The organism is Streptomyces broussonetiae (genome assembly GCF_009796285.1).
GTDB lineage: Bacteria > Actinomycetota > Actinomycetes > Streptomycetales > Streptomycetaceae > Streptomyces > Streptomyces broussonetiae.
This window is the reverse complement of record NZ_CP047020.1, coordinates 716,187-736,385: the sequence shown is the minus strand read 5'-3', so window position 1 is coordinate 736,385 and position 20,199 is coordinate 716,187. Positions and strand designations below refer to the sequence as shown.

At 74.1% G+C, this 20,199-nt stretch carries 11 protein-coding genes; 5 read left to right on the top strand and 6 right to left on the bottom strand.

What is annotated here, in order from left to right; genetic code table 11:
• The first annotated feature begins 19 nt into the window (after window positions 1-19).
• Genes GQF42_RS03580 through GQF42_RS03570 form a run of 3 tightly spaced genes read left to right on the top strand, consistent with a single transcriptional unit; the run spans window position 20 to window position 9,793 of the window.
• Window positions 20-7,276 (top strand): non-ribosomal peptide synthetase, encoded by a 7,257-nt coding sequence (locus tag GQF42_RS03580; RefSeq protein ID WP_158917537.1) that lies wholly within the window; start codon window positions 20-22, stop codon window positions 7,274-7,276.
• Window positions 7,273-8,502 (top strand): cytochrome P450, encoded by a 1,230-nt coding sequence (locus GQF42_RS03575; protein WP_158917535.1) that lies wholly within the window; start codon window positions 7,273-7,275, stop codon window positions 8,500-8,502. Before GQF42_RS03580 ends, GQF42_RS03575 begins: the two co-directional genes overlap by 4 nt.
• Window positions 8,503-8,542: 40 nt before the next feature.
• The gene (locus tag GQF42_RS03570) at window positions 8,543-9,793 is read left to right on the top strand and encodes an MFS transporter (protein ID WP_158917533.1); all 1,251 of its coding nucleotides are present in this window, start codon (window positions 8,543-8,545) and stop codon (window positions 9,791-9,793) included.
• Between the two features lie 25 nt (window positions 9,794-9,818).
• Here GQF42_RS03570 and GQF42_RS03565 read toward each other — a convergent pair whose 3' ends face one another.
• The 3 genes from GQF42_RS03565 to GQF42_RS03555 all read right to left on the bottom strand — a co-directional run bounded on the left by GQF42_RS03565 (window position 9,819) and on the right by GQF42_RS03555 (window position 16,434).
• Entirely contained in the window at window positions 9,819-12,794 is a 2,976-nt protein-coding gene (locus tag GQF42_RS03565) for a helix-turn-helix transcriptional regulator (protein WP_158917531.1), read from the bottom strand.
• Window positions 12,795-12,949: 155 nt separating this feature from the next.
• Window positions 12,950-13,183: a hypothetical protein gene (locus GQF42_RS03560; protein WP_233273213.1), complete on the bottom strand. Its 234-nt coding sequence runs from the start codon at window positions 13,181-13,183 to the stop codon at window positions 12,950-12,952.
• Between the two features lie 80 nt (window positions 13,184-13,263).
• Window positions 13,264-16,434, bottom strand: a complete 3,171-nt coding sequence (locus tag GQF42_RS03555; protein ID WP_233273212.1) for a type 2 lanthipeptide synthetase LanM family protein — start codon at window positions 16,432-16,434, stop codon at window positions 13,264-13,266.
• Window positions 16,435-16,929: 495 nt separating this feature from the next.
• Here GQF42_RS03555 and GQF42_RS03550 point away from each other — a divergent pair, with 495 nt between their 5' ends.
• Window positions 16,930-17,541 carry a helix-turn-helix transcriptional regulator gene (locus GQF42_RS03550; RefSeq protein WP_158917527.1) on the top strand — a complete coding sequence of 204 codons (612 nt, stop codon included), beginning with the start codon at window positions 16,930-16,932 and terminating at the stop codon, window positions 17,539-17,541.
• A complete protein-coding gene (locus GQF42_RS03545) occupies window positions 17,538-18,149 on the top strand; it encodes a helix-turn-helix transcriptional regulator (protein WP_158917525.1) in 612 nt (203 codons plus the stop codon). Before GQF42_RS03550 ends, GQF42_RS03545 begins: the two co-directional genes overlap by 4 nt.
• A gap of 91 nt (window positions 18,150-18,240) precedes the next feature.
• On the opposite strand, the gene GQF42_RS03540 is transcribed toward GQF42_RS03545, so the two are convergent.
• The 3 genes from GQF42_RS03540 to GQF42_RS03530 all read right to left on the bottom strand — a co-directional run bounded on the left by GQF42_RS03540 (window position 18,241) and on the right by GQF42_RS03530 (window position 20,088).
• Window positions 18,241-18,981, bottom strand: coding sequence for a Type 1 glutamine amidotransferase-like domain-containing protein (locus tag GQF42_RS03540; protein ID WP_158917523.1), 741 nt, complete (start codon window positions 18,979-18,981; stop codon window positions 18,241-18,243).
• Window positions 18,982-19,124: 143 nt separating this feature from the next.
• On the bottom strand, window positions 19,125-19,907 hold the full coding sequence (locus GQF42_RS03535; RefSeq protein ID WP_233273211.1) for a 4'-phosphopantetheinyl transferase family protein: 783 nt from the start codon (window positions 19,905-19,907) through the stop codon (window positions 19,125-19,127).
• Window positions 19,900-20,088 (bottom strand): MbtH family protein, encoded by a 189-nt coding sequence (locus GQF42_RS03530; protein ID WP_360747833.1) that lies wholly within the window; start codon window positions 20,086-20,088, stop codon window positions 19,900-19,902. Before GQF42_RS03530 ends, GQF42_RS03535 begins: the two co-directional genes overlap by 8 nt.
• Window positions 20,089-20,199 lie beyond the last annotated feature (111 nt).

Here is a 20,199-nt window from a genome sequence, read left to right as displayed (position 1 = left end):
TTGAAACCGGAGTGCCCTCATGACCACATCCGACGTGCGTCCCGGCCCGCTCACCCCGGCCGGAGGCCTGTCCCCGGCCGCCCGGCAGCTCTTGGAGCAGCGGCTGCGCGGCCGGGGCACCGCACGGGACGACCGCCCGGCCCGCCTCTCGCCCCGCCCGGACCGGGTCCCGCTGTCCGCCGCCCAGCAGCGGCTGTACTTCCTGGACCGGCTCGACCCCGGCGCGCCCACCTATCTGCTGCCCGCCGCCTGGCGCTTCACCGGCCCGCTCGACATACCCGCACTGCGCGCCGCCGTCGCCGACCTCGTCGCCCGGCACGAGCAACTGCGGGTGGTCTTCCCCGCGCACGAGGGCGTCCCCCACCAGGTGGTCCTGCCCCCGGACGGCGCGACCCTCGACGTGCTGGACGTCGGCGGTCCGTGCGACGACGACCGCGAGCGGCGCCTGGCTGCCGCCGTGCACGCCGCCGCGCTGCGCCCCTTCGACCTCGCCCGCGAACCCGCCTTCCGGGCCACCCTCGTGCGAGCCGCCACCGACGACCACGTGCTGGTGCTCGGCATGCACCACATCGTCTCCGACGGCTGGTCGCTCGGCCTGATCGTCCGTGACCTGACCGAGCTGTACCGGGCCAGGACGCTCGGGCACACCGCCCGCCTGCCCGAACTGCCCCTGGACTACACCGACTACGCGATCTGGCAGCGGGGCCGCGACCAGTCCGCCGCCCTCGACCACTGGCGCTCCCGGCTCGCCGGTCTCACCCCACTGGAGCTGCCCACCGACCACCCCCGCCCGGACACTCCCGGCAGCCGCGGCGCCGCCCACACCCTCACCCTGCCGTCCGACCTGACCAAGGCGCTCACCGCCCTCGGCCGACGCACCGGCACGACCCCGTACATGACCGTGCTGGCCGCGTTCCAGGCGGCCCTGGCCTTCCACAGCGGGCAGCACGACATCGCCGTCGGCACCGTCGTCGCCAACCGCGAGCAGGCCGAGACCGAGCGCCTCGTCGGGTTCTTCGTCAACACCCTCGTGCTGCGTGGCGATCTCTCGGACGATCCGACCCCGGCCGCTCTGCTCGCGCGCACCAAAGAGCGCGTACTGGAGGCGTTCTCCTACCAGTCGCTGCCGTTCGAGCAGATCGTCGACGCACTCAGCCCGGAGCGCGACCTCGCGCGCAACCCGCTCGTCCAGGTCCTCTACACGCACACCGACGTCACGTCCGCCGACCTAGCCCTGGGCGAGGCGAGCGGGACGCCGTACCGGATCGACCTCACCACCGCCAAGTTCGACCTCACCCTCGACCTGCGCGACGGCAACGGGCACACCGACCTGGTGTTCGTCTACCGGCCCGACCTGTTCGAGGAGACGTCCGTCGCCGCCCTCGCCCGGCACACCGTCGCCCTGCTGGAGTCCTTCTGCGCCGGCCCCGACACCCCGCTCAGCGCCGTCGACCCGCTCAGCCCGGCCGAACGCGCCCACCTGCTCGGCCCCGACGGGCCCGCGCACACCGGCGACGACCGCGGTCCCGCCCCGCGCCCCGCGCCCGGCCGGCTCGCCGAGCACGTCGGCCGCACCCCGCACGCGCTCGCGGTGAGCGGATCCGGGCGCTCCCTGACATACGCCGGGCTCGACGCGGCGGCGAGCCGGCTGGCCCGTCGGCTGCGCACCGCCGGGGTCACCCGCGGCTCGCTCGTCGGCGTCTGCCTCGAGCGCACCCCCGACCTGGCCGTCGCCCTGCTAGCCGTCTGGCGCGCGGGGGCCGCCTACCTGCCGCTGGACCCCTCCCACCCGAGGGCACGCCGTGAGTTCACCGTCACCGACTCCGGGATCGAATGGATCGTCACCGACACCGCCACCCGTGCCGCCGTCGAGGGACTGCCCGTCCGGCTCCTCACGGTCGACGAGGACCACCCGCAGGACCCGGGTGAGACCGACGACGTCCTCCCGGCCCCGGACGACCTCGCCTACGTCATCTACACCTCGGGCTCCACCGGCCGCCCCAAGGGCGTCGAGATCACCCACGGCAACCTCGCCTGGCTGCTCGCCGCCGCCGACCGGCACTTCGACTTCGGCCCCGGCGACGTGTGGACACTGATGCACTCGCCCGCCTTCGACTTCTCCGTGTGGGAGCTGTGGGCCCCCCTCACCAGCGGCGGACGTGTCGTCGTCCTCACCGGCGACGAGGTGCGCGACCCGGCGGCCGTGCACCGGGTGCTGCGGGAGGAGCGCGTCACCGTCCTCAACCAGACCCCGGCCGCCTTCAAGGGACTGCGCGCACACCTGAAGGACACCGGCGCCCGCTTCTCGGACCTCGCCCTGCGCACGGTCGTCTTCGGCGGCGACGCCTTCGACGTCCGCGACTACCGGGACTGGTTCACCATGCCGGGGCACCGGCCCGCCCTGGTGAACATGTACGGCATCACCGAGACCACGGTCCACGTGACCATCCGAACCATCACCGAGGAGGACGTCACCGGAACCGTCCGCTCACCCATCGGCCGTCCGCTCGCCGGACAGCACGGCTACGTCCTCGACTCCTGGGGCCGGCTCGTGCCGACCGGCAGCGTCGGCGAACTGTACGTCTCGGGCGGCGGTGTGGCCCGCGGCTACCGCAACCGGCCCGAACTGACCGCGGAACGCTTCCTCGAGGACCCCTTCGGCGCACCCGGCGCCCGCATGTACCGGACCGGCGACCTGGTCCGGGTCCTGCCCGACGGCCGGCTGGGATATGTCGGCCGCGCCGACCACCAGGTGAAGATCCGTGGCTACCGCATCGAGCCAGGCGAGATAGAGACCGCCCTGCGCGCCCTGCCGGGCGTCGCCGACGTCGCCGTGGTGGCCCGCCGCGACGGCGACAGCGCGCGCCTGGTCGCACACGTCGTCACCCCGGAGGCCCGGCCCCTCGACCCGCCCGCCCTGCGCCAGGGACTGCGGCTGGCCCTGCCCGACTACATGGTCCCGGCTCTGTTCGTCCGTCACGAACGGCTGCCGCTGACCGCCAACGGCAAGGTGGACCGGGCCGCGCTCACCGCCGTCGTACCCGCCTGCACCGGACAGCGTGCGCACGTGCCGCCCGAGGGGCCGGTGGAGCAGACCCTGGCCGGGGTGTGGAGCCAGGTGCTCGGTGCCGAACACGTCAGCCGCACCGACAACTTCTTCGAACTGGGCGGCGACTCCATCCTCGCGCTGCGCCTGGTCGGCCTTGGCCGCCTGGCCGGGCTCGCCTTCAGCGTCGCCGACGTCTTCCGGGCCCGTACGCTCGCCGACCTGGCCACGCTTGTCACCGACGCGGCCGACGCCCCTGCCCCCGTCGCCCCCTTCTCCCAGCTCGACCCCGCCGACGCCGGACGCCTGCCCGACGGCCTCGCCGACGCCTACCCCCTCACCATGCTCCAGGCCGGCATGCTGCACGAGATGCTCGCCGACCCCCGGCGCGGCGCCTACCACAACGTCACCGACCTCAAGGTCACCGTGCCCGAGGGCTTCGACCTCGGCGCCTTCCAGGCGGCCGTGGACGCGGTGGTCGCCGGGCACCCCATCCTGCGCACCTCCGTCGACCTCGTCTCCTACCGCGAACCCCTCCAACTCGTCCACCGCGCCGCCCGCCTGCCCGTCGGCTACACCGACCTGCGCGGACTGCCCCGCGAGGAGCAGCGGGCCCGGCTGCGCCGGTTCGTGGACGAGGAGTTCGAGCGCCGCTTCGACCTCGCAGCCGCACCCCTGATCCGTATCCACCTGCACCACATCACCGACCACGACCTGCGGCTCGTCCTCACCGACTGCCATGTCGTCCTGGACGGCTGGAGCCTGACCTCCCTCGTCGCCGATCTGCTCGCCCTGCACCGCGAGGCCGTCGGCCACCAGACCGACCCGCAGCCGCCGAACGCCCCGGCCTTCGCCGAGTACGTCGCCCTGGAGCGAGCCGCACTCGACAGCGAGGAGTCACTGCGGTACTGGCGGGACCGGCTCGCCGACCTGCGGCCCGTGCGCCTGGGCCGACGCCAGGCCGGACCGGAGACCGGGCAACCCCCGGTGCACGAGGTACGGCGCTCCTACGCCCACCTCGCCCAGGGCATCGGCAGGCTGGCCAAGGAGGCCGGCGTGCCCCGCCGTACGGTGCTGCTCACGGCCTTCCACCACACCATGAGCCTGTTCGCCGAGCGCGACGACAGCGCCCTCGGCCACAGCATCGGCCTCGTCACCAACGGACGGCCCGAGGTACCGGGCGCGGACAGGATGCGCGGACTGTTCCTGAACACCGTGCCGTTCGGCGTGGCCCGCCCGCGCGGCAGCCGGCTCGCCCATCTGCGTGACGTCTTCGCGGCCGAGCAGGAGATGCTCCCGCACCGCAGGGTGCCACTGGTACGCATCGCCCAACTGCGGCCCACCGAACCGAACCTGACCGACGTCGTCTTCAACTACGTCAACTTCCACCGGCTTTCGCACGACTCCTGGGACGACTCCCTGGAGATCGCCCGGACCATGTTCCCGCTGCTCGTCAACGCGAGCGTCAACGCCTTCACCCTGGACGCCGACCCCCAGTTCGTGGCGCCCGCCACGGCCGAGCAGCTGGCCGACGTGTTCCTCGCGCAGCTGGAGGCCATGGTCGCCGACCCGCACGCACGGGTCACCCGGCCCGCACTCACCGGGCAGGCCCGCGCCACCGCCCTCGACGCATGGGCACGTGGACCCGAGACCCCCTCCTCGCCGCTGATGTTCCACGAGCACATCGCCGTCCACGCCGCCCGGACCCCGCACGCCGTCGCCGTCGAGCACCGAGGACAGCAGCTCACGTACGCCGAACTCGACGAACAGGCAGAGCAGTTGGCGCGACGGCTGCGCCGGCTCGGGGTCGGCCCGGAGACCGTGGTGGGCATCTGCGCGCAGCGCGGGGCGGACCTGGTGCGCGCCGCCGTGGGCGTGCTCCGCTCGGGCGGTGCCTTCCTTCCTCTCGACCCGCAACACCCCACCGAGCGGCTGGCGTTCATGGCCCAGGACAGCGGGATGCGCGTCCTGCTGACCCAGCGGGCGCTCGACGCAACCGTGCCGTTCGACGGGCCGGTGCTCCACCTGGACACCCCCACGGAGCCCGTCGGGCCCGTCCCGGGCCCGGAGCCGGACGCCGACACCCTCGCCTACGTCATCTACACCTCGGGCTCCACCGGAATCCCCAAGGGCGTCGCCATCCCGCACCGGGGCCTGTCCAACATGCTGGAAGGCCAGCGCGACCTGGTGCGCCCCACCCCCGAGGACCGGGTGCTGCAGTTCGCCTCCTTCGGGTTCGACGCCTCGATCCTGGAACTCACCTGGTCCCTCGCCAACGGCGGACGCCTGATCACCGCGGATCGGGAGGACCTGCGCCCCGGCCCCGACCTGGCCCGCACGCTGCGCGAGGCGCACGTCACCGGCGCCATGCTGCCGCCCAGCGCGCTCGCCGTGCTCGGCGAGGACGACTTCCCCCGGCTGCGGGTGCTCCAGGTCGCCGGAGAGGCCTGCCCGGCCGAACTGGCCGACGTCTGGGCCCGCGGCCGGCGGTTCCACAATGTCTACGGCCTGACCGAGACCTCCGTGTGGTCCGTCGCCGCCGAACTGACCCCCGGCCAGGGCCGCCCGCCCATCGGCGCCCCGATCCGCAACACCCGCATCCACGTCCTCGACGACGACCTCGAACCGGTCCCGGTCGGCGTACCCGGCGAGATCTACCTGGGCGGGCAGGCCGTCGGCCGCGGCTACCTGGGCCGCCCGGCCCTGACCGCCGCCACCTACGTACCCGACCCCCATGGCGCTCCCGGCGAGCGGCTGTGCCGCACGGGCGACCTCGGCACGCACCGGCCCGACGGCTCGGTGGAGTGGCTCGGCCGCCGCGACTCACAGGTCAAACTGCGCGGATTCCGCATCGAACTCGGCGAGATAGAGCACGCGCTCGGGCAACTGCCCGCGGTCCGCCAGGCCGTGGTCCTGCACCGTGGCGACCTACCCGGCGAGCCCGCCCTCGTCGCCTACCTCGTGGTCCACGGCCCCGAGCGGCCGAGCCCCGAGGACCTGCGCCGGTCCCTGCGCACCAGCCTGCCCGGCTACATGGTTCCGGCCCGGTTCGTCGTCCTCGACGAGATGCCCGTCAACCGCAGCGGCAAGATCGACAAGCGGGCGCTGCCGCTCCCGGCGGCGGACGTCGCCCAGAGCGACAGCGTGTACGTCGCCCCGTCCACTGCGGCCGAGAAGATCCTCGCCGAGATCTGGCGCGAGGTTCTCGGACTGTCCCGCATCGGTGTCCACGACGACTTCTTCCGCATCGGCGGCAGTTCGCTGTCCACCGTCCGTGTCTCCCTGATGGCCGTCGGCCGCGGGCTGACGGTCTCGGTCGGCGATCTGATCGAACACCCGACGATCGCCCAGCTCGCCGCACACGCCACCCGGGCGGCCGGGGCGGGGCTGCCGGCCGCCGTCACCTCCGAGGTACGGCTGCGCGAGGGCGTGGGCGAGCCCCTGTGGTGCGTGCATCCCACCGGTGGCAGCGCCGCCTGGTTCGTGCCGCTCGCCCGCGCCCTGCCGCCCGGCAGGCCCGTCCACGCCTTCCAGGCACGCGGGCTGCTCGGCGGGGTCGACCCGAGCACCGTGACCGGCATCGCCGCCAACTACGTGTCCGAACTGGCCGACCGGGACGGTGCGGGCCCGCACGCCCTGCTCGGCTGGTCCATGGGCGCCAACATCGCCCTGGAGATGGCCACCCAGCTCGACCGGGCCGGCCGGCCGGTGGTACCCCTGGTCCTGGTCGAGCCGTACCTGCCCAACAGTGCGGCCCGCGCCCGGCTGAACGGCGTCACCCAGGACCTGCGAGCGGCGCTGCGCCTGCGGGACGCACTGCGCCGGATGCCCTCGTCCCCACAGCGTGACCAGGCCGCGGCCGAACTCACCGCCGTCCTGCTGGGCGCCGGCATGAGCCCCACCGAGGCGTCCCTGGTCGAGGGAGCCCCGATCGAGGTGTGGCACTCGCTGCTCGCCGCCCTGGCCGCCTACGAGGTCCGGCCGTATCCCGGCCACATACACCTCGTGGTCGGCAGCGAGGCGGCCGGACTGCCCCGGGGCCGCACCATGCCCGGTCTGGACGTCGACTACGACACCTATGTCGACCGCTGGCGGGAGGTGGCAGGCGGTGGGCTCACCCTGCACATCAGCGACGGCGACCACATGTCGATGATGGCCGAGCCGAGGGTCGCCGGCATCGCCGAACTGCTCGAGCGGATCGAGCGGATCGGGAAGGAGGACGCCCGATGACCGCCGCCGCACCCGCCTTCACCGAGCGGTACCTGCTCTCGCCCGAGATGATCGCCGACCCGTACGGCCACCTCGACGCCCTGCGCGAGCACGCGCCGGTCCACTGGAGCCCGATGCACCACGCCTGGCTCGTCACCGGCTACGACCAGGTGATGCACTGCCTGCGCGAGCCCGCCGTCTCCGCGGACCGGGTCGGGCCCCTGATGGACGCCGTACCGCAGGGTGCCCGGGAGGACGCCGAGCGGGCCTTCGGGATCCTGTCCCGCTGGATGGTCTTCAACGACCCGCCGCACCACCGCAGACTGCGCCAGGTCTTCCAGGAGGCCTTCGCCGCCCGGGCGGTGGCCCGCTACCGCGCCTTCACCGAGAAGGCGACCTCGGCCGTACTCGCCCGCCGGGCCGTTCCGGGCCGCACCGGCGACCTCATGGCCGACGTCGCCAAGCCCCTGCCGGCGTTCGTGTTCGCCCGCTGGCTCGGCATCCCGCGCGCCGACGCCGCCGCGTTCTGGTACTGGAACGCCCGCGTCGCCGATCTCGTCCTCGGCACGGCCCAGGAGGAGAGCGAGTACCGGGCCTGCCTGCAGGCACTGGTGAGCCTGGAGGACTATCTGGCCGGCCTCGTGGCCCGACGCCGTGCCGAGCCCGGCGAGGACCTGATCAGCCAGGTCCTGAGCGAGGGCCGGGTGGGGGAGTCGGTCACCGAGGAGGAGTTCGTGGGCATGCTCACCCAGATGGCGTTCGCCGGCGGGGAGACCACCAGCAACCTCATCGCCAACACCGTCCTGGCCCTGCACACCCGCCCCGAGCAACTCGCCGCCGTCCGCGAGGACCCCGAACTGGCACAGGGGGCGGTGGAGGAGACCCTGCGCCTGGACGGTCCGTCGAAGATGTCGATCCGCACCGCCGCCCGCGACCTCGACCTGGAAGGACACCGGCTGCGCGCCGGTGACCGTCTCTTTCTCGTCACGGCCGCCGCCAACCGTGATCCGGGCCGCTTCGCCGCCCCGGGCCGGTTCGACGTCCGCCGCACCGGCGCCACCCATCTCGGCTTCGGCTTCGGCGCCCACTTCTGCATCGGTGCCGCCCTGGCCCGGCTCGTGGCGGTGGCCGCCGTGGGCACCCTGGTCCGCGAGCACCCGGACCTCGCCCTGGCCGACCCCGCCCGGCTCACCTGGCAGCCCTCGCTGCTCAACCGCAGCCTCACCGCCCTGCCCGTCCACTACTGACCGGACCTGGTGAACACGTCCGCACGACGAAAGGCACATCATGGCCACCACCCTCGCCGGCGCAGGTCCGCGGCTGTGGGCACCCGCGCGGCACCGGCCGTTCCGACTGCTGTGGCTGGGACAGTCGTTGTCCCTGCTCGGTGATGGCTTCAGCGTCGTCGCCTTCTCCTGGATCACCCTCGGCCTGACCGGCTCCACCCTCGCCCTCGGTTACGTCCTCGCCTTCCAGGCCGTGCCGCGCGCCCTGCTGACCCTGGTCGGCGGTACCCTCAGCGACTCCTGGTCCACCCGCACCCTGATGATCGCCTCCAGCTGGACCCGGGCCGCGCTGATGGCCGGAGTCGGAGCGGTCGGTCTGACCGGTCATCTGACGGTGTGGATGCTGTGCGCGGCGGCAGCCGCGTTCGGCGCCGTCGACGCCTTCTTCCAGCCCGCGCGCGTGTCCATCCTCCCCTCCGTCGTGGACGAGAGCCTCCTCACCCCGGCCAACGCCCTGCTGGGCGCCGGTGCACGAACCGCCGCCGTGATCGGCCCGGCCGTCGGCGGCCTGGTCATCGCCATGACCCGGGCCCCGGTCGCCTTCCTGGTGGATGCCGTCTGCTTCGCCCTGTGCGGGTGGTGCGTGGCGAGCATCCGCACCCGGCCCAGGCCGGCCGGCCCCCGGCAGAGTGCCGACACGACTCCGCAGCCGTCCCTCGGCGCGAGGATCCGCGAGGGCGTCACCTTCACTCTCCGCGACCCCCGGCTGCGCACGATCGTCGCCCTCGACACCGCCGTGAACTTCTGTTACGCCGGGCCTTTCACCGTCGGCTTCGCCACCCTCGCCGACCAGGTGCTGCGCGGCGGCTCCACCACGCTGGGCGTACTGAACGGCTCCCTCGCGGGCGGCGCCATGCTCGGCACGCTGGCGGGCGGCGCCCTCGGCGGCCGGCCCCGGGTCGGACTGCTGGTGGCGGCGCTCGCCGGCTGGCTGGGTGCCGGGATGGCCGTGCTCGGTCTGGTCCACAGCACCCCGGCCGTCGTGGCCACCGTGCTCGCCATGGGCTTCGCCATCGGATTCCAGGGCGTGTTCGGACTCAGCTGGATCCAGCGGAACATCCCGCAGGACGTGCTCAGCCGGGTCGTCTCGGTCGACATGGTCCTCGGTTACGCGGCCGCCCCGCTCTCCCTGATCGTGTGCGGCGCGCTGGCCCGGATCGACACGCTCGCCCTGTTCGGCGCGGTGGCCGTGGTGCTCGTGCTCACGGCGGTGGCGGTGCTCGGTTCCCGGGCGGTGCGCGGGATGCGCTAGGTGGGTGCCAGGCCCTGTCGTCGAACTACCGTCTGCCCCGCGAAGCCCACTCTCCGGGCGGACGGCGGGAATCCGACGACACGACCCAGGCGTCCCGCAGGGCGGCCGACCGGGCGCACAGCTCCGCCCGGTTGGCCGCCCCCGTCTTCGTGATCAGACTCGCGATGTGCTTCTCCGCCGTACGGGGCGAGATGAACAGCCGGTCGGCGATGTCCTTGTTGCCCAGGCGTTCAGCGAGCAGCCGGAACACCTCGAACTCACGGACGGTGACGCCCTGGGCGCGCAGGTGGTCGGGGATGCCGCTGGTGCCGGTGCGGTGCTGGTGCACGGGGGCACCGAGCCGGCGCAGCCCGGCCCGGCAGGCTCCCGTCACGGCCGGGATGTCGCGTTCGTGGAAGTAGTGCTCCGCCCGCCGCAGCCAGCTCACCGGATCGCCCCAGCCGTCCTGGTGCGCCGGGTCGGAGACCAGTCGCAGTCCCAGGTGCTGGGCCAGCGGATAGGGCTCCGCCACCGTCAGTGCCGACTCGACCGCGGCCGCGGCCTCGGCTCCCGCGCCCTCGCGGCCCAGCAGTACCGCCTCGGAGAGCAGTACGAACTGCCGGTTCCAGCGCATCCGGGCGACGGCGGTGGCGGTGATCTCCTCGTGCCGGGCCCGGTCCGCGGCCCCGGCCAGCACGTCCAGCAGCAGAAGGAGCCCGTGGGTGCCGCCGAGATGGTAGGTGGAGGGGTTGTCCGCCTCCAGCGCCAGCACGTGCCCCAGCACGGCCCGGGCCCCGGCGCGGTCCTCCTCCAGCAGGGCACAGAAGGCGCGGGCCAGACCGTGGCTCAGCGGCTCCTCCTGCGAACCGGCGCCGTCCCACTCGGCGAAGGCTGCCAACGCCGTCTCCATCGCCGGGGAGTTCGCGTGGTGCGCCTCCAGCACGGCCTGCGCCATCAGCACGTACCGCACGGCGGGGGCGAGACGCAGGCGGCGTACGACGGCCAGGCACTCGGCGGCGGCCGAACGGGCCTCGTCGTACCGGCCGCGCAGGACCGCGTCGAGTACGAGGATGCCGTCCACGGTGTGCACGATGTTCACCGAGCCGAGCCGCAGGGCCTCCTCACGCGCCGCCGCAAGTCCTGAGGTGTCGCCGTCGGCGAGCCAGGCGTTGCCGCCCATACGAGTGGCCGCGTACATGCGTTGCAGGGGCAGGCGGTGACGTTCGGCCGTGGTGAGGGCCTTGCCGAGCATCGCCTCCGACTCCTCCGGGTCCCGCTCGCGGGCGACGGTCGCGAGGAGTTCCTGCGCCTGGCAGGCCACGACCGGCAGGCCGTGGCGCTCGGCGGTGTCGGCGGCGGACCGGGCGAGCTTCTCCGCATGCAGGGTGCGGTCGGAACCGGGCGTGTCGAGGGCCAGGTAGGCGGCCGTGACGTCGACGGCCGCGGTGCTCGCCTCGTCCGGTGAGGCGGCCAGCACCTCGCGGGCGCGGGCGATCTGCCGGTTGCCGTCGCTCCATCGTCCCGCCGTGTGGGCGACCTTGGCCAGACGGGTGTGCAGGGTGGCCAGGCGTACGGGGCTCAGGCCGGAGCCGCCCAGCACGTGCAGGTCCTCGGCCAGGTCGAGGGCGCGGGCGAAGTCACCGGCCTCGGCCAGGGCCGGCAGCAGGTTCTCCAGCACCGCGGCGCGCGCCTGCGGATCGCCTGCGCCGGCCAGCAGGTTCTCGGCACGTGTGAGCAGGGTCACGGCGGAGCCGAGCGCGCCGGCGCCCAGAGCACGTCCGCCCGCGTCGGCGAACAGCAGACCGGCCTCCTCCTGGTCCCCGGCCTCGCAGCGCAGTCCCGCCGCGAGCGCGCACCAGTCGCCGCCCAGGGCGGGGTGCAGCTCCTCTACGGCCTCCGCACCCCGCCGCGCCAGCTCCGCGCGCCGGCCCGGGGTCATCTGGGTGAACAGAGCCTCGACGGTGAGGGAGTGACGGAAGGAGTACCAGTCAGGCGCGGGTTCGTCCGGTAAAACCAGCCGCGCGGCCACTGCGGCGTGCAGATGGCTGAGCAGGGCCCGGTCGTCGACGCCGGTCATGCGCTGGAGCACCGTCAGCGGGAAGCGCCGTCCGAGCACGGCAGCCGCCGACAGGAGGGTCAGGCCCTGCGCGCCGAGCCGGTCGATTCGGCGCAGGATGCCCCGGGCCAGCGTCGAGGAAACGTCACTGCGGAGATCTCCGACCGCACGCCAGCCGTCCGGTGCCTGCACCAGTGTGCCCGCCCCGATCATGGACTGGAGCAGCTCCTCGACCAGGTACGGGCTGCCCGAGCTGTCCGCCCACAGCCGCTCCAGAACCGCCCCCGGCACCTCCTCCGGGCCCTTGGCGCCGAGTTGGGCGGCGATCATCTGGTGCGCCTGGGGCCGGGTCAGCGGCGGCAGTTCGACCAGCGTGGCGGCGCCACGTCGACGGGCGGACTGAGCGAGGTCCAGGGCGTCGCTGAAGTCCGTCCGTACGGTGGCCAGCAGCAGTACGGGGGTGTACTCGAGGTTGTCCACCAAGTACTCGAGGACGCCCAGTGTCTCCGGGTCGGCGTCGTGCAGGTCCTCCAGCAGCAGCAACTGCGCCTGTCCGCGCCCGGCGGCGATGAGCAGACGCAGCACCGCCTCGCCCAGGATGACCATGGAAGTGCTGTCGCGCTCCCCGGTGTCCCAGTCGGGAATCAGCCGCCCGAGCACCGGCCGGTACGGACCGAGAGCCAGGTCGTCCATGGGCTCGCCGCCCCGGAACAGCGACATCAGGGCCTCGGTGAGCGGCCGGAACGGTACGGCCGGCCCCGTGGTGCTGCTGCGGCCCCGCAGGACCCGCATGCCGGCGCCCAGTGCTCCGCCCACGGCCTCGGCCGCGAGCCGAGACTTGCCGACGCCCGCCTCGCCCACCAGGAAGACGACACCGCCGCGTCCCTGTCGAGCGTCGGCCAAGGAACGTTCGAGCAGGGCAAGTTGAGAGTCCCGCCCGACCAGGGAAGGCGCATGGGAACGCATGAACGCAGATGGTAATAGGAAAATTGGGACCTGTGGCAGGTCGCACACACCCGAACCCGTTCCGTCACGACCGATGTGGGGTTCGGTGCCGACACGGCGGCGCGGGCCCGCCGGACGGGCCCGCGCCATCACGCGGTGTCAGGGCTGAGGCCGGGTCACCGCGGCGCGGAGACCGAGGTGTCGAGGGTGCTGAGCGTGATGACGATGCCGCTGGTCAGAACCATGCCGGCCAGGACGCGGGCGCGGGCGCAGGCGCGGTTGCGGCCCTTGAGGGTGATCCCGCCCGCGGCGTCCTGCTCGGTGGTGGTCTCGGTGACGTCGGCGGTGGTCTCGGTGAGGTGCTTGTCCATGACGGTGATCCCCTTCGGGTGTCCCGTGCCGGTGCGCACGGGGGCGGACGGTGGACGAAGTTCCGTGGCGCTGAGGAGGTGAGGAGGTGATGGGCTTGCGGGCAACGGAGCGTGATCGGTCAGTGGCCGGGCTGTCCCAGGAGCAGGACGGAGGGCACGGTCTCGGGATGGGCGAGGCGGAGTAGCCCGTAGCCGATACCGGACAGTCCGGTCAGCAGCCCGGGGGAGGGGACGTGGTCGGGGGTGGCGCAGCGGTGGCTCTGCGCCTCGACGACGGCGAGCACCTGGCCGGTCCGCCGGCTCAGCGCGCCGGCGGCGGTCGCGTCCCCGCGCTCGGCGAGCACGGCCAGGGCCTCCAGCGTGCCCAGCGTGCCGTGTCCGAGGCTGAGGTCCGGGCTTACGCCGACATCCGCGAGCCGGGCCGACAGCGCGGCGGCAGCGGGCAGATGGGCCGTGGCGGCGGCCACTCCGGCGCACCCGGAGACCCAGGAGCCTTTCGTGCACACGCCGTTCGGGTACTGGAGCGAGGCGCGCAGCAGGGTGTCCGCCGCAGCCTCGTGCGCGACGGCGCGCTCCGGGCGCCGGGTGGCATAGCGGCGCAGTGCCCAGCCGATGCCCGCCGAGCCCTGCGCGAAACCGATCGGGCCGACGGCGGCTGCGGGACCCTGGTCCCACGGGGTGCCGTCCGCGCTCCCGGGGCACCGGTGGTCCCGCGCGGCACCGGCCGTGCCCCTCGCCGGTCCGCCCACCCTGACCAGCAGTCGGTCCGCGACGATGTCCGCCAGCCGCAGTGCCTGCGCCGACCCGGTCGCCTCGTGGGCCGCCACGGCCGCGGCCAGTGCTCCGGCCGTGCCACCGGCCGGCCCCGGCTCGGGGCAGACGGCGGCGGCGTGACCGAGCGCCGTGAGTGCGTCCGGCAGGCATTCCGTCAGATCGTCCCCGAGCAGCGCCGACAGCCGCACCAGCGCGTACACGATGCCGGCGAGCCCGTCGTAGGCGCCGGGCCCGGCCGCCGCGCTCAGCTCGGGATCGGCGGCCAGCGCCTTGAGCAGGACGGGTAGCGGCCGGACCGCCTCGCGGGCCAGCGCCGCGTACCGGCCGGCCCCGGCCAGCGCGTCCGTCTGGGCCAGGAAGAGCGCGACCCCGCAGTAGCCCTGCGCCAGCCCCGCGCCCATCGGCAGCACCGCCCAGTGCGGCCCGGAAACCCGTTCCAGGCCGAGCCAGTTGGTCCGGCCGCCACCCCGCACCGCGCGTGCGGCGATCTCGTCGGCGATCCCGCACACGGCCGCCAGCAGCCGCGAGCCGTCGGGCGCGACCGCCGGTACCGGCCCGACCGCGAGTTCGGACCTGGGCCGCCCCAGCGGCGAACCGGCGCCCCGCGCCGCCAGCGTGGCCGAGATGATCCACTCCTGGTCGCGGCAGTCGACCTCGTCCATGCGGGCGATCTTCGCCCGGACCGAGGGCAGGCTCGCCACGGGCAGGACCTGCGGCAGCCAGGTGCCCTCGGCCGTCCGGACCCCCGTGCCGGACGGCCGATGCACGAACAGGGGTACATCCCCACGCCACAGGTCGGCCGTCTCGTGCTCGATGAGCCGCCGCCGCGCCTCGTCGTGCTCGGACTCGGTCCACAGCACCGCGAACACGCTGTCCCGGGCGAGTGCGTCCCGGAGCAGGGACGGATGGGTGGACTCCTCCAGCAGCGTCGCGTACAGACGCGTGGAACGAACGATGAGCCGGGCCGGACTGTCGGCACGCTTCATCAACGGGCCGTCTGTGGCAAGGAGTTGGTGACGGTGCTCGGCGAGGCACGTGTAGGCGGTCCGGAAGCCGTCCAGCAGGGCCGCCCGGTGGTCGGCGCCCGCCGCCGGCGTCGCCCGGGGCAGGGGCTGGTTCTGCGCCGCCGGGCTGACCACCGGGGCGCGTACCACCCGCATCGTGTCCTCGCCGCTGTCCTCCCAGCACAGGCCCTCGCTCGGGAACGTGCCGTCGGTGGACCGGCCGAGCGCGGAGATGTCGAGCGCGCGGTGCTCGCCGATCAGCAGATGGGGCAGCAGACAGGTGCGGTGCACGGAGGTGTGCAGGGCGTCCGCCGCCGGGTCGGCGCCGGCCGTCATGGCCTGCGGAAGCCCGGTGTGCAGCAGGGTTTCGGCGTCCACCAGCACCGGCTGGTCACCGCAGGCGATCACGTTCTCGTAGTGCATGTCGGCGCCGTCCACCGCGTACAGCAGGGCCAGCAGCGCGCCCTGACGCCGGTAGAAGGCGTCCGTCTCGGTCACCGACCGGCACCAGCGGTGCTCCACGAACTCCAGCCAGCCGTACGCACCCCGGCGCACGCTGCGCGCGGTGCGCAGTGCCGGCCCGGGCACCCTGATGTTGAGCCAGCCCACCAGATCGTCGAGCAGAGCGTGCTGCTCCAGCGGCCGGGGCTTGTAGACGAGCCGGGCGCCGCCCGCGAAGCGCAGGACCGCGACCGACCGGTTGCCCTGGTGGGCGTCGCCGAGACCCAGGTCGACCCCGGCCAGCGCACCCGGGGCGCGGTCCCGAAGGAGAGCGACGGCCAACTCGTCCCTGTCCGCCTCGAAGCGCTCCACCAGTTCGCCCGCCGCGGCCGCCGCATCCAGTGCCGTCTGCCCCAGCATCCGGGCCAGCACCGGGTAGGCGGCGAACAGCGCCGCCAGGCCCTGCCGGGCGCCCGTCGCGGCGACGAAGGAGACGAACCGCTCGCGCGGGTCCGAACCGGCGAGGCGCCCGGCGCGCCGGGCGACGTCGAGTTCGTGGACCAGGGTCCGCGCGGCCAGCCGGACCAGCTGGTGCGTCAGACGGCGCTCGAACGCGCCCTGCCACACAGGCCGTTCGACCTCCGGGACGCCCGATATCAGACCGGCCAGCCAGTCCGCCGCCGGTGCGACGAGCGGTCGTACGACGGCGGCGAAGACATCCGGACCCGTGCCGTCCGCGCTCGTTTCCTCCAGGATCTCGGGCGCCGCGGTCAGGGCAGCTTCGGCGTACTCCGCCCAACCGGGCTTCGCCGCCCGGGCCGCGAGCCTCTCGGCAGGCTCCGCCGCGAGGGCCGCCGCCGTGGCACCGTCCACTCCGAGGTGGGCCAGCCGCAGCGCGAAGCCCTCCGCGTCCCCGGCGGCCCAGGGGGCGGACCCGGCGGCGGTGGAAGCGGCATCCGCCACCGGACGTCCGGTGGCGGCGAGCCGTTCCGCGAGGGACAGCGCCGGGGCCCACCACGCGAGCGGTAGGCCGGCGCTCCGTGGAGTGGGGAGGCTGGCGGTCTCAGTCACGAGAAAGAAGGTCGCAGACCTCCCACGACCCCCACATGGGGAAGCAGCCCCCATATTCTGCGCGGGCCTGCCCCACCCGTGGGGAACGGTCCGCGCACGACCTCCCCGCACACACGGAAACAGCAGGTCGGACACGCTTGCCCAGCGCGCCCGGGTGGGCGCCGGACGGCCGTGGGACGTACCCGTGCGGACGCCGGAACCTCTCCCTGGCGCGGCCCGCACACGGGGTGACCCCCATTGCGGTGGCGTGCCGCCCGCATGTCCGCCCACCTCTCCGTCCCCGTACGCAGCCGCGCGGCGGTACCGGGCGCCGAGCAGGCCGTTCCTGCCGCGTGCCACCGGTGTCCGCCCGCCCACCCGGCGGGCCGGAGCGCGAAAGGTGGGGACCGACTACCGATGCCCCCGCACGGTCGTCGCCCGCACGCTCTGGTGCAGTACCCCCCAGACCGCCCGCAGTCCTCACGACGGGGCGGACGACCTTCCAAGGAGCAGCAGATGGGAGCACCCGTACCCGTCGGTGTGGTCGCCCTCGACCCGGTGCTGGAAGCAGGCACCCGCAGCACCCTGCTGGCGTGCCAGGAACTGACACTGTGCGAGCCGGGCGACGCCCGGGTCGCCGTGCTGACCGTGGACCGGCTGGGCCCGGCCGAACTCGACATGGTGCGTACCACCCGCGCCCACCGGCAGCGCCCCGCCGTCGTGCTGGTGGCCGGCGCCCTCGCCTCCGGCGACGCCCTGCACGCCCTCGCCGCCGGTGCCCGGGGCCTGTTGCTGCGCCGCGAGGCCGACGCCCCCCGCCTCGCCCATGCCGTGCGGGCTGCCGCCCAGGACGACTGCACCTTGCCGACGGACCTGCTGGAACAGGTGCTGGACCGGCCGGCCGACACCCGGCACGGCAGCGGCGGCTGGGCCGGCGGCATGCTCTCGGACCGGGAGCGCTCGGTGCTGCGGCTGGTCGCCGACGGACACGAGACGGCGGAGATTGCCCAGCAACTCGCCTACTCGCCGCGCACCGTGACGACCGTCGTGCACGACATCACCCAGCGGTTCCGGCTGCGCAACCGCGCGCACGCAGTCGCCTACGCCCTTCGGGCGGGTCTGCTGTGACCGCCACCCTGATCGCCGCGCCCGGTGCCCCGGCCCGACTGCGCGTCCTGCCCGCACAGGGCGCCGACCGGGTGCGTGCCCTCGCCCGCCGCGCCGGCCTGAACTGCACGCCCGGCCACGCCGGGCCCGGCACCGTCACCGTGGTCGTCGCCCACGACGTCGAACAGGCGCTGCGCGGCCCACGGGAACCCGGTCCGCTGCTGCTCGTGTGCGACACCGTCGGCCGCGGCGGCCTGCTGCGGGCACTGCGCGCGGGAGCGGTCGTGCTCAGGAGTGCGGCCCTCACGCAGGAGAGCCTGACGGCGGCCGTGCGACGCGCCGGGCACCCGCATCCGACCATCCCCTACCCGGAGCTGTCCCAGCTGCTGACCGCCGGCCCCCTTTCCGGCGACCCGGCGCAGTCCGACGCGAGGCCACCGGCACTGACGGCCCGTCAGACCTCGGTGCTGCGCCTGATGGCGGAGGGCCACGCCAACGCGGACATCGCCCGGCTGCTGCACTGCTCCGAACACACCGTCAAGAACGTCATCTACGAGATCATGGCCCGCCTCCAGGCCCGCAACCGGGCTCACGCGGTCGCCCACGCGGTCCGCCACGGACTGATCTGACCACCGAAGACGTCGACGCGGGGGACGGGACACATGGACGGCCCCGCAGCCGCCCTCCGTCACCCCGCGCGGTCGCCCCCGGTGCCCGGTGTCAGAACCGGGGCGCCGGCAGCAACCGCGGTTCGACGCGCTCCTCCACGGCACGCCCGCCTTCCCGGCGCACCATGTAGGCACTCTTTCCCGGCAGTTCGGCCACGGCCTCGACCAGCTCGGTGTTCCGGTAGACGAGCCCCACCCCGTCGTCGGTGCAGTGGGCCGCGGGAAACACGCCGTCGGCGACCAGCCGGTGGATCAGGGGCCGCCGGCCCGCGTCCGAGTCGTAGTGCACGCCGTTGCCGTACGGCAGCAGCCCCAACCCGTCGGTCACCGGCTGAAGTTGCGGCCCGAAGGAATCCGTGGCGCCGCCGTCGAACCAGCAGATGGAACCCGCGCTCACCCCCGCGAGCACCACGCCCGCCCGCCACGCGCGACGCATGACACCGTCCAGACCGTGCACCCGCCACACCGCGAGCAGGTTGGCCACCGAGCCGCCCATCACCCAGACCACGTCGTGGTCCAGGACCGTGCCCTCGATGTCGTCGACGTTCGGCATGGGGAACAGGTACAGGGGGGTGAGGTCGAAGCCCGCCACCCGGGCCGCCTCGGCCACCCGCGCCGTGACGAGTTCGGCGTCCCCCGTCGCCGTACCGACGTACAGGATGCGGGGGCGCCTGCCGTGCACCCCCGAGAGGTCGACCGCATGGTGGACCAGCGCGTCGAAGAGCACCCGGGTGCGTGTGCCGACGCGGTGCCCGCCGGAGGTCGCGAGGATGGTGGGTTCCGCAGCCGTCACGCGCGTGATCGTATCGTGCGGCGGTGCACGTCGGGCATGGGGAAAACGTGAAGGCGAAGCGTGCTGCCGCGCCGGTTCGGCGCGGCAGGAGACACGGCGGGGACCGGCCACCAGGCCGGTCCCCGCCCGCTTTCGTGTGGGTCTCACGGCCACCGCAGGGCCACCGCCGCCGCGTATCCCGACGGGACGAGTACGTCCCGCAACGTCCACGCCGGCGCGGGGTCGGCCGGTGCCGGACCGGTGCCCACGTAGTCCAGCGCGGGATCGCGCACCAGCCCCGTCCCCAGTCCCTTCAGGTAGGCCTCCTTGCGGACCCAGGCCCGGGTGAACGACGCGGAACGCTCGTGCGCGGGCAGCCGCGCCAGCTCCTGCGCCTCCGCCGGGTGCAGCGCGGACTGCGCACCGAGCACCGCCTGGGCGGTGGCCAGCCCCTCCACGTCGATACCCACCGGAGCCGGGGCGAGCGCCACCAGCACCAGGTCCCCGCTGTGCGACAGGGAGAAGTGCACTGCGGAGCCCCGCAGCGCGGGCCGCCCGTGCGGGCCACCGCAGCCGGCGCACGGTTCGCGCATCAGCGGCAGTGCCCCGGCCCGGACACCCAGCAGCGGGCTCAGCAGGCTGCGCAAGGTCGCGTGCGCGACCGCGTACGCATCGCGGTCGCCGGGCCGGCGGAAGGCGCCGGCCCGTGCCCGCTCCTCCGCGTCCAGCAGCTCACGGGCCTGCCGCAGCGCCGGCTCCCCCTGCGTCCCCACCTCGGCGAGGTACAGCTCCAACGGCCCCCGCAGCGCCCGCGGGCGCGGTACGTACGCAGGGGAGCGCAGCCCGGACAGATCCAGGACTGCGGGACACAGCCGCTCAGGGAGCGGTGCCGTCGGCGGGGCATGGGCCGGCAGGGCCAGCAGCGGACCCGGGCGCGACTCAGACATCAGCCCCGGCCAGCCGGCGACGCAGGCTGAGCGGGCGCATGTCCGTCCAGACCACGTCGATGTGGTCCAGGCACTCCTGGCGCGTGCCCCGCCGGCCCTCGGGGTGCCAGCCGGCCGGCAGTTCCCGGTCCGCCCGCCAGATCGAGTACTGCTCCTCGTCGTTGCGCACCACGAGATACACCTCGTCGGTGCCCGGGCGGGCCTCGTCGCCGGCCGCGCCGGTCGCGGAGTTGGGTTGCGTCACGGTGAACCTCCCGCAGGTGATGGGCCGGCCCGCAGGTCAGGGGCCGAC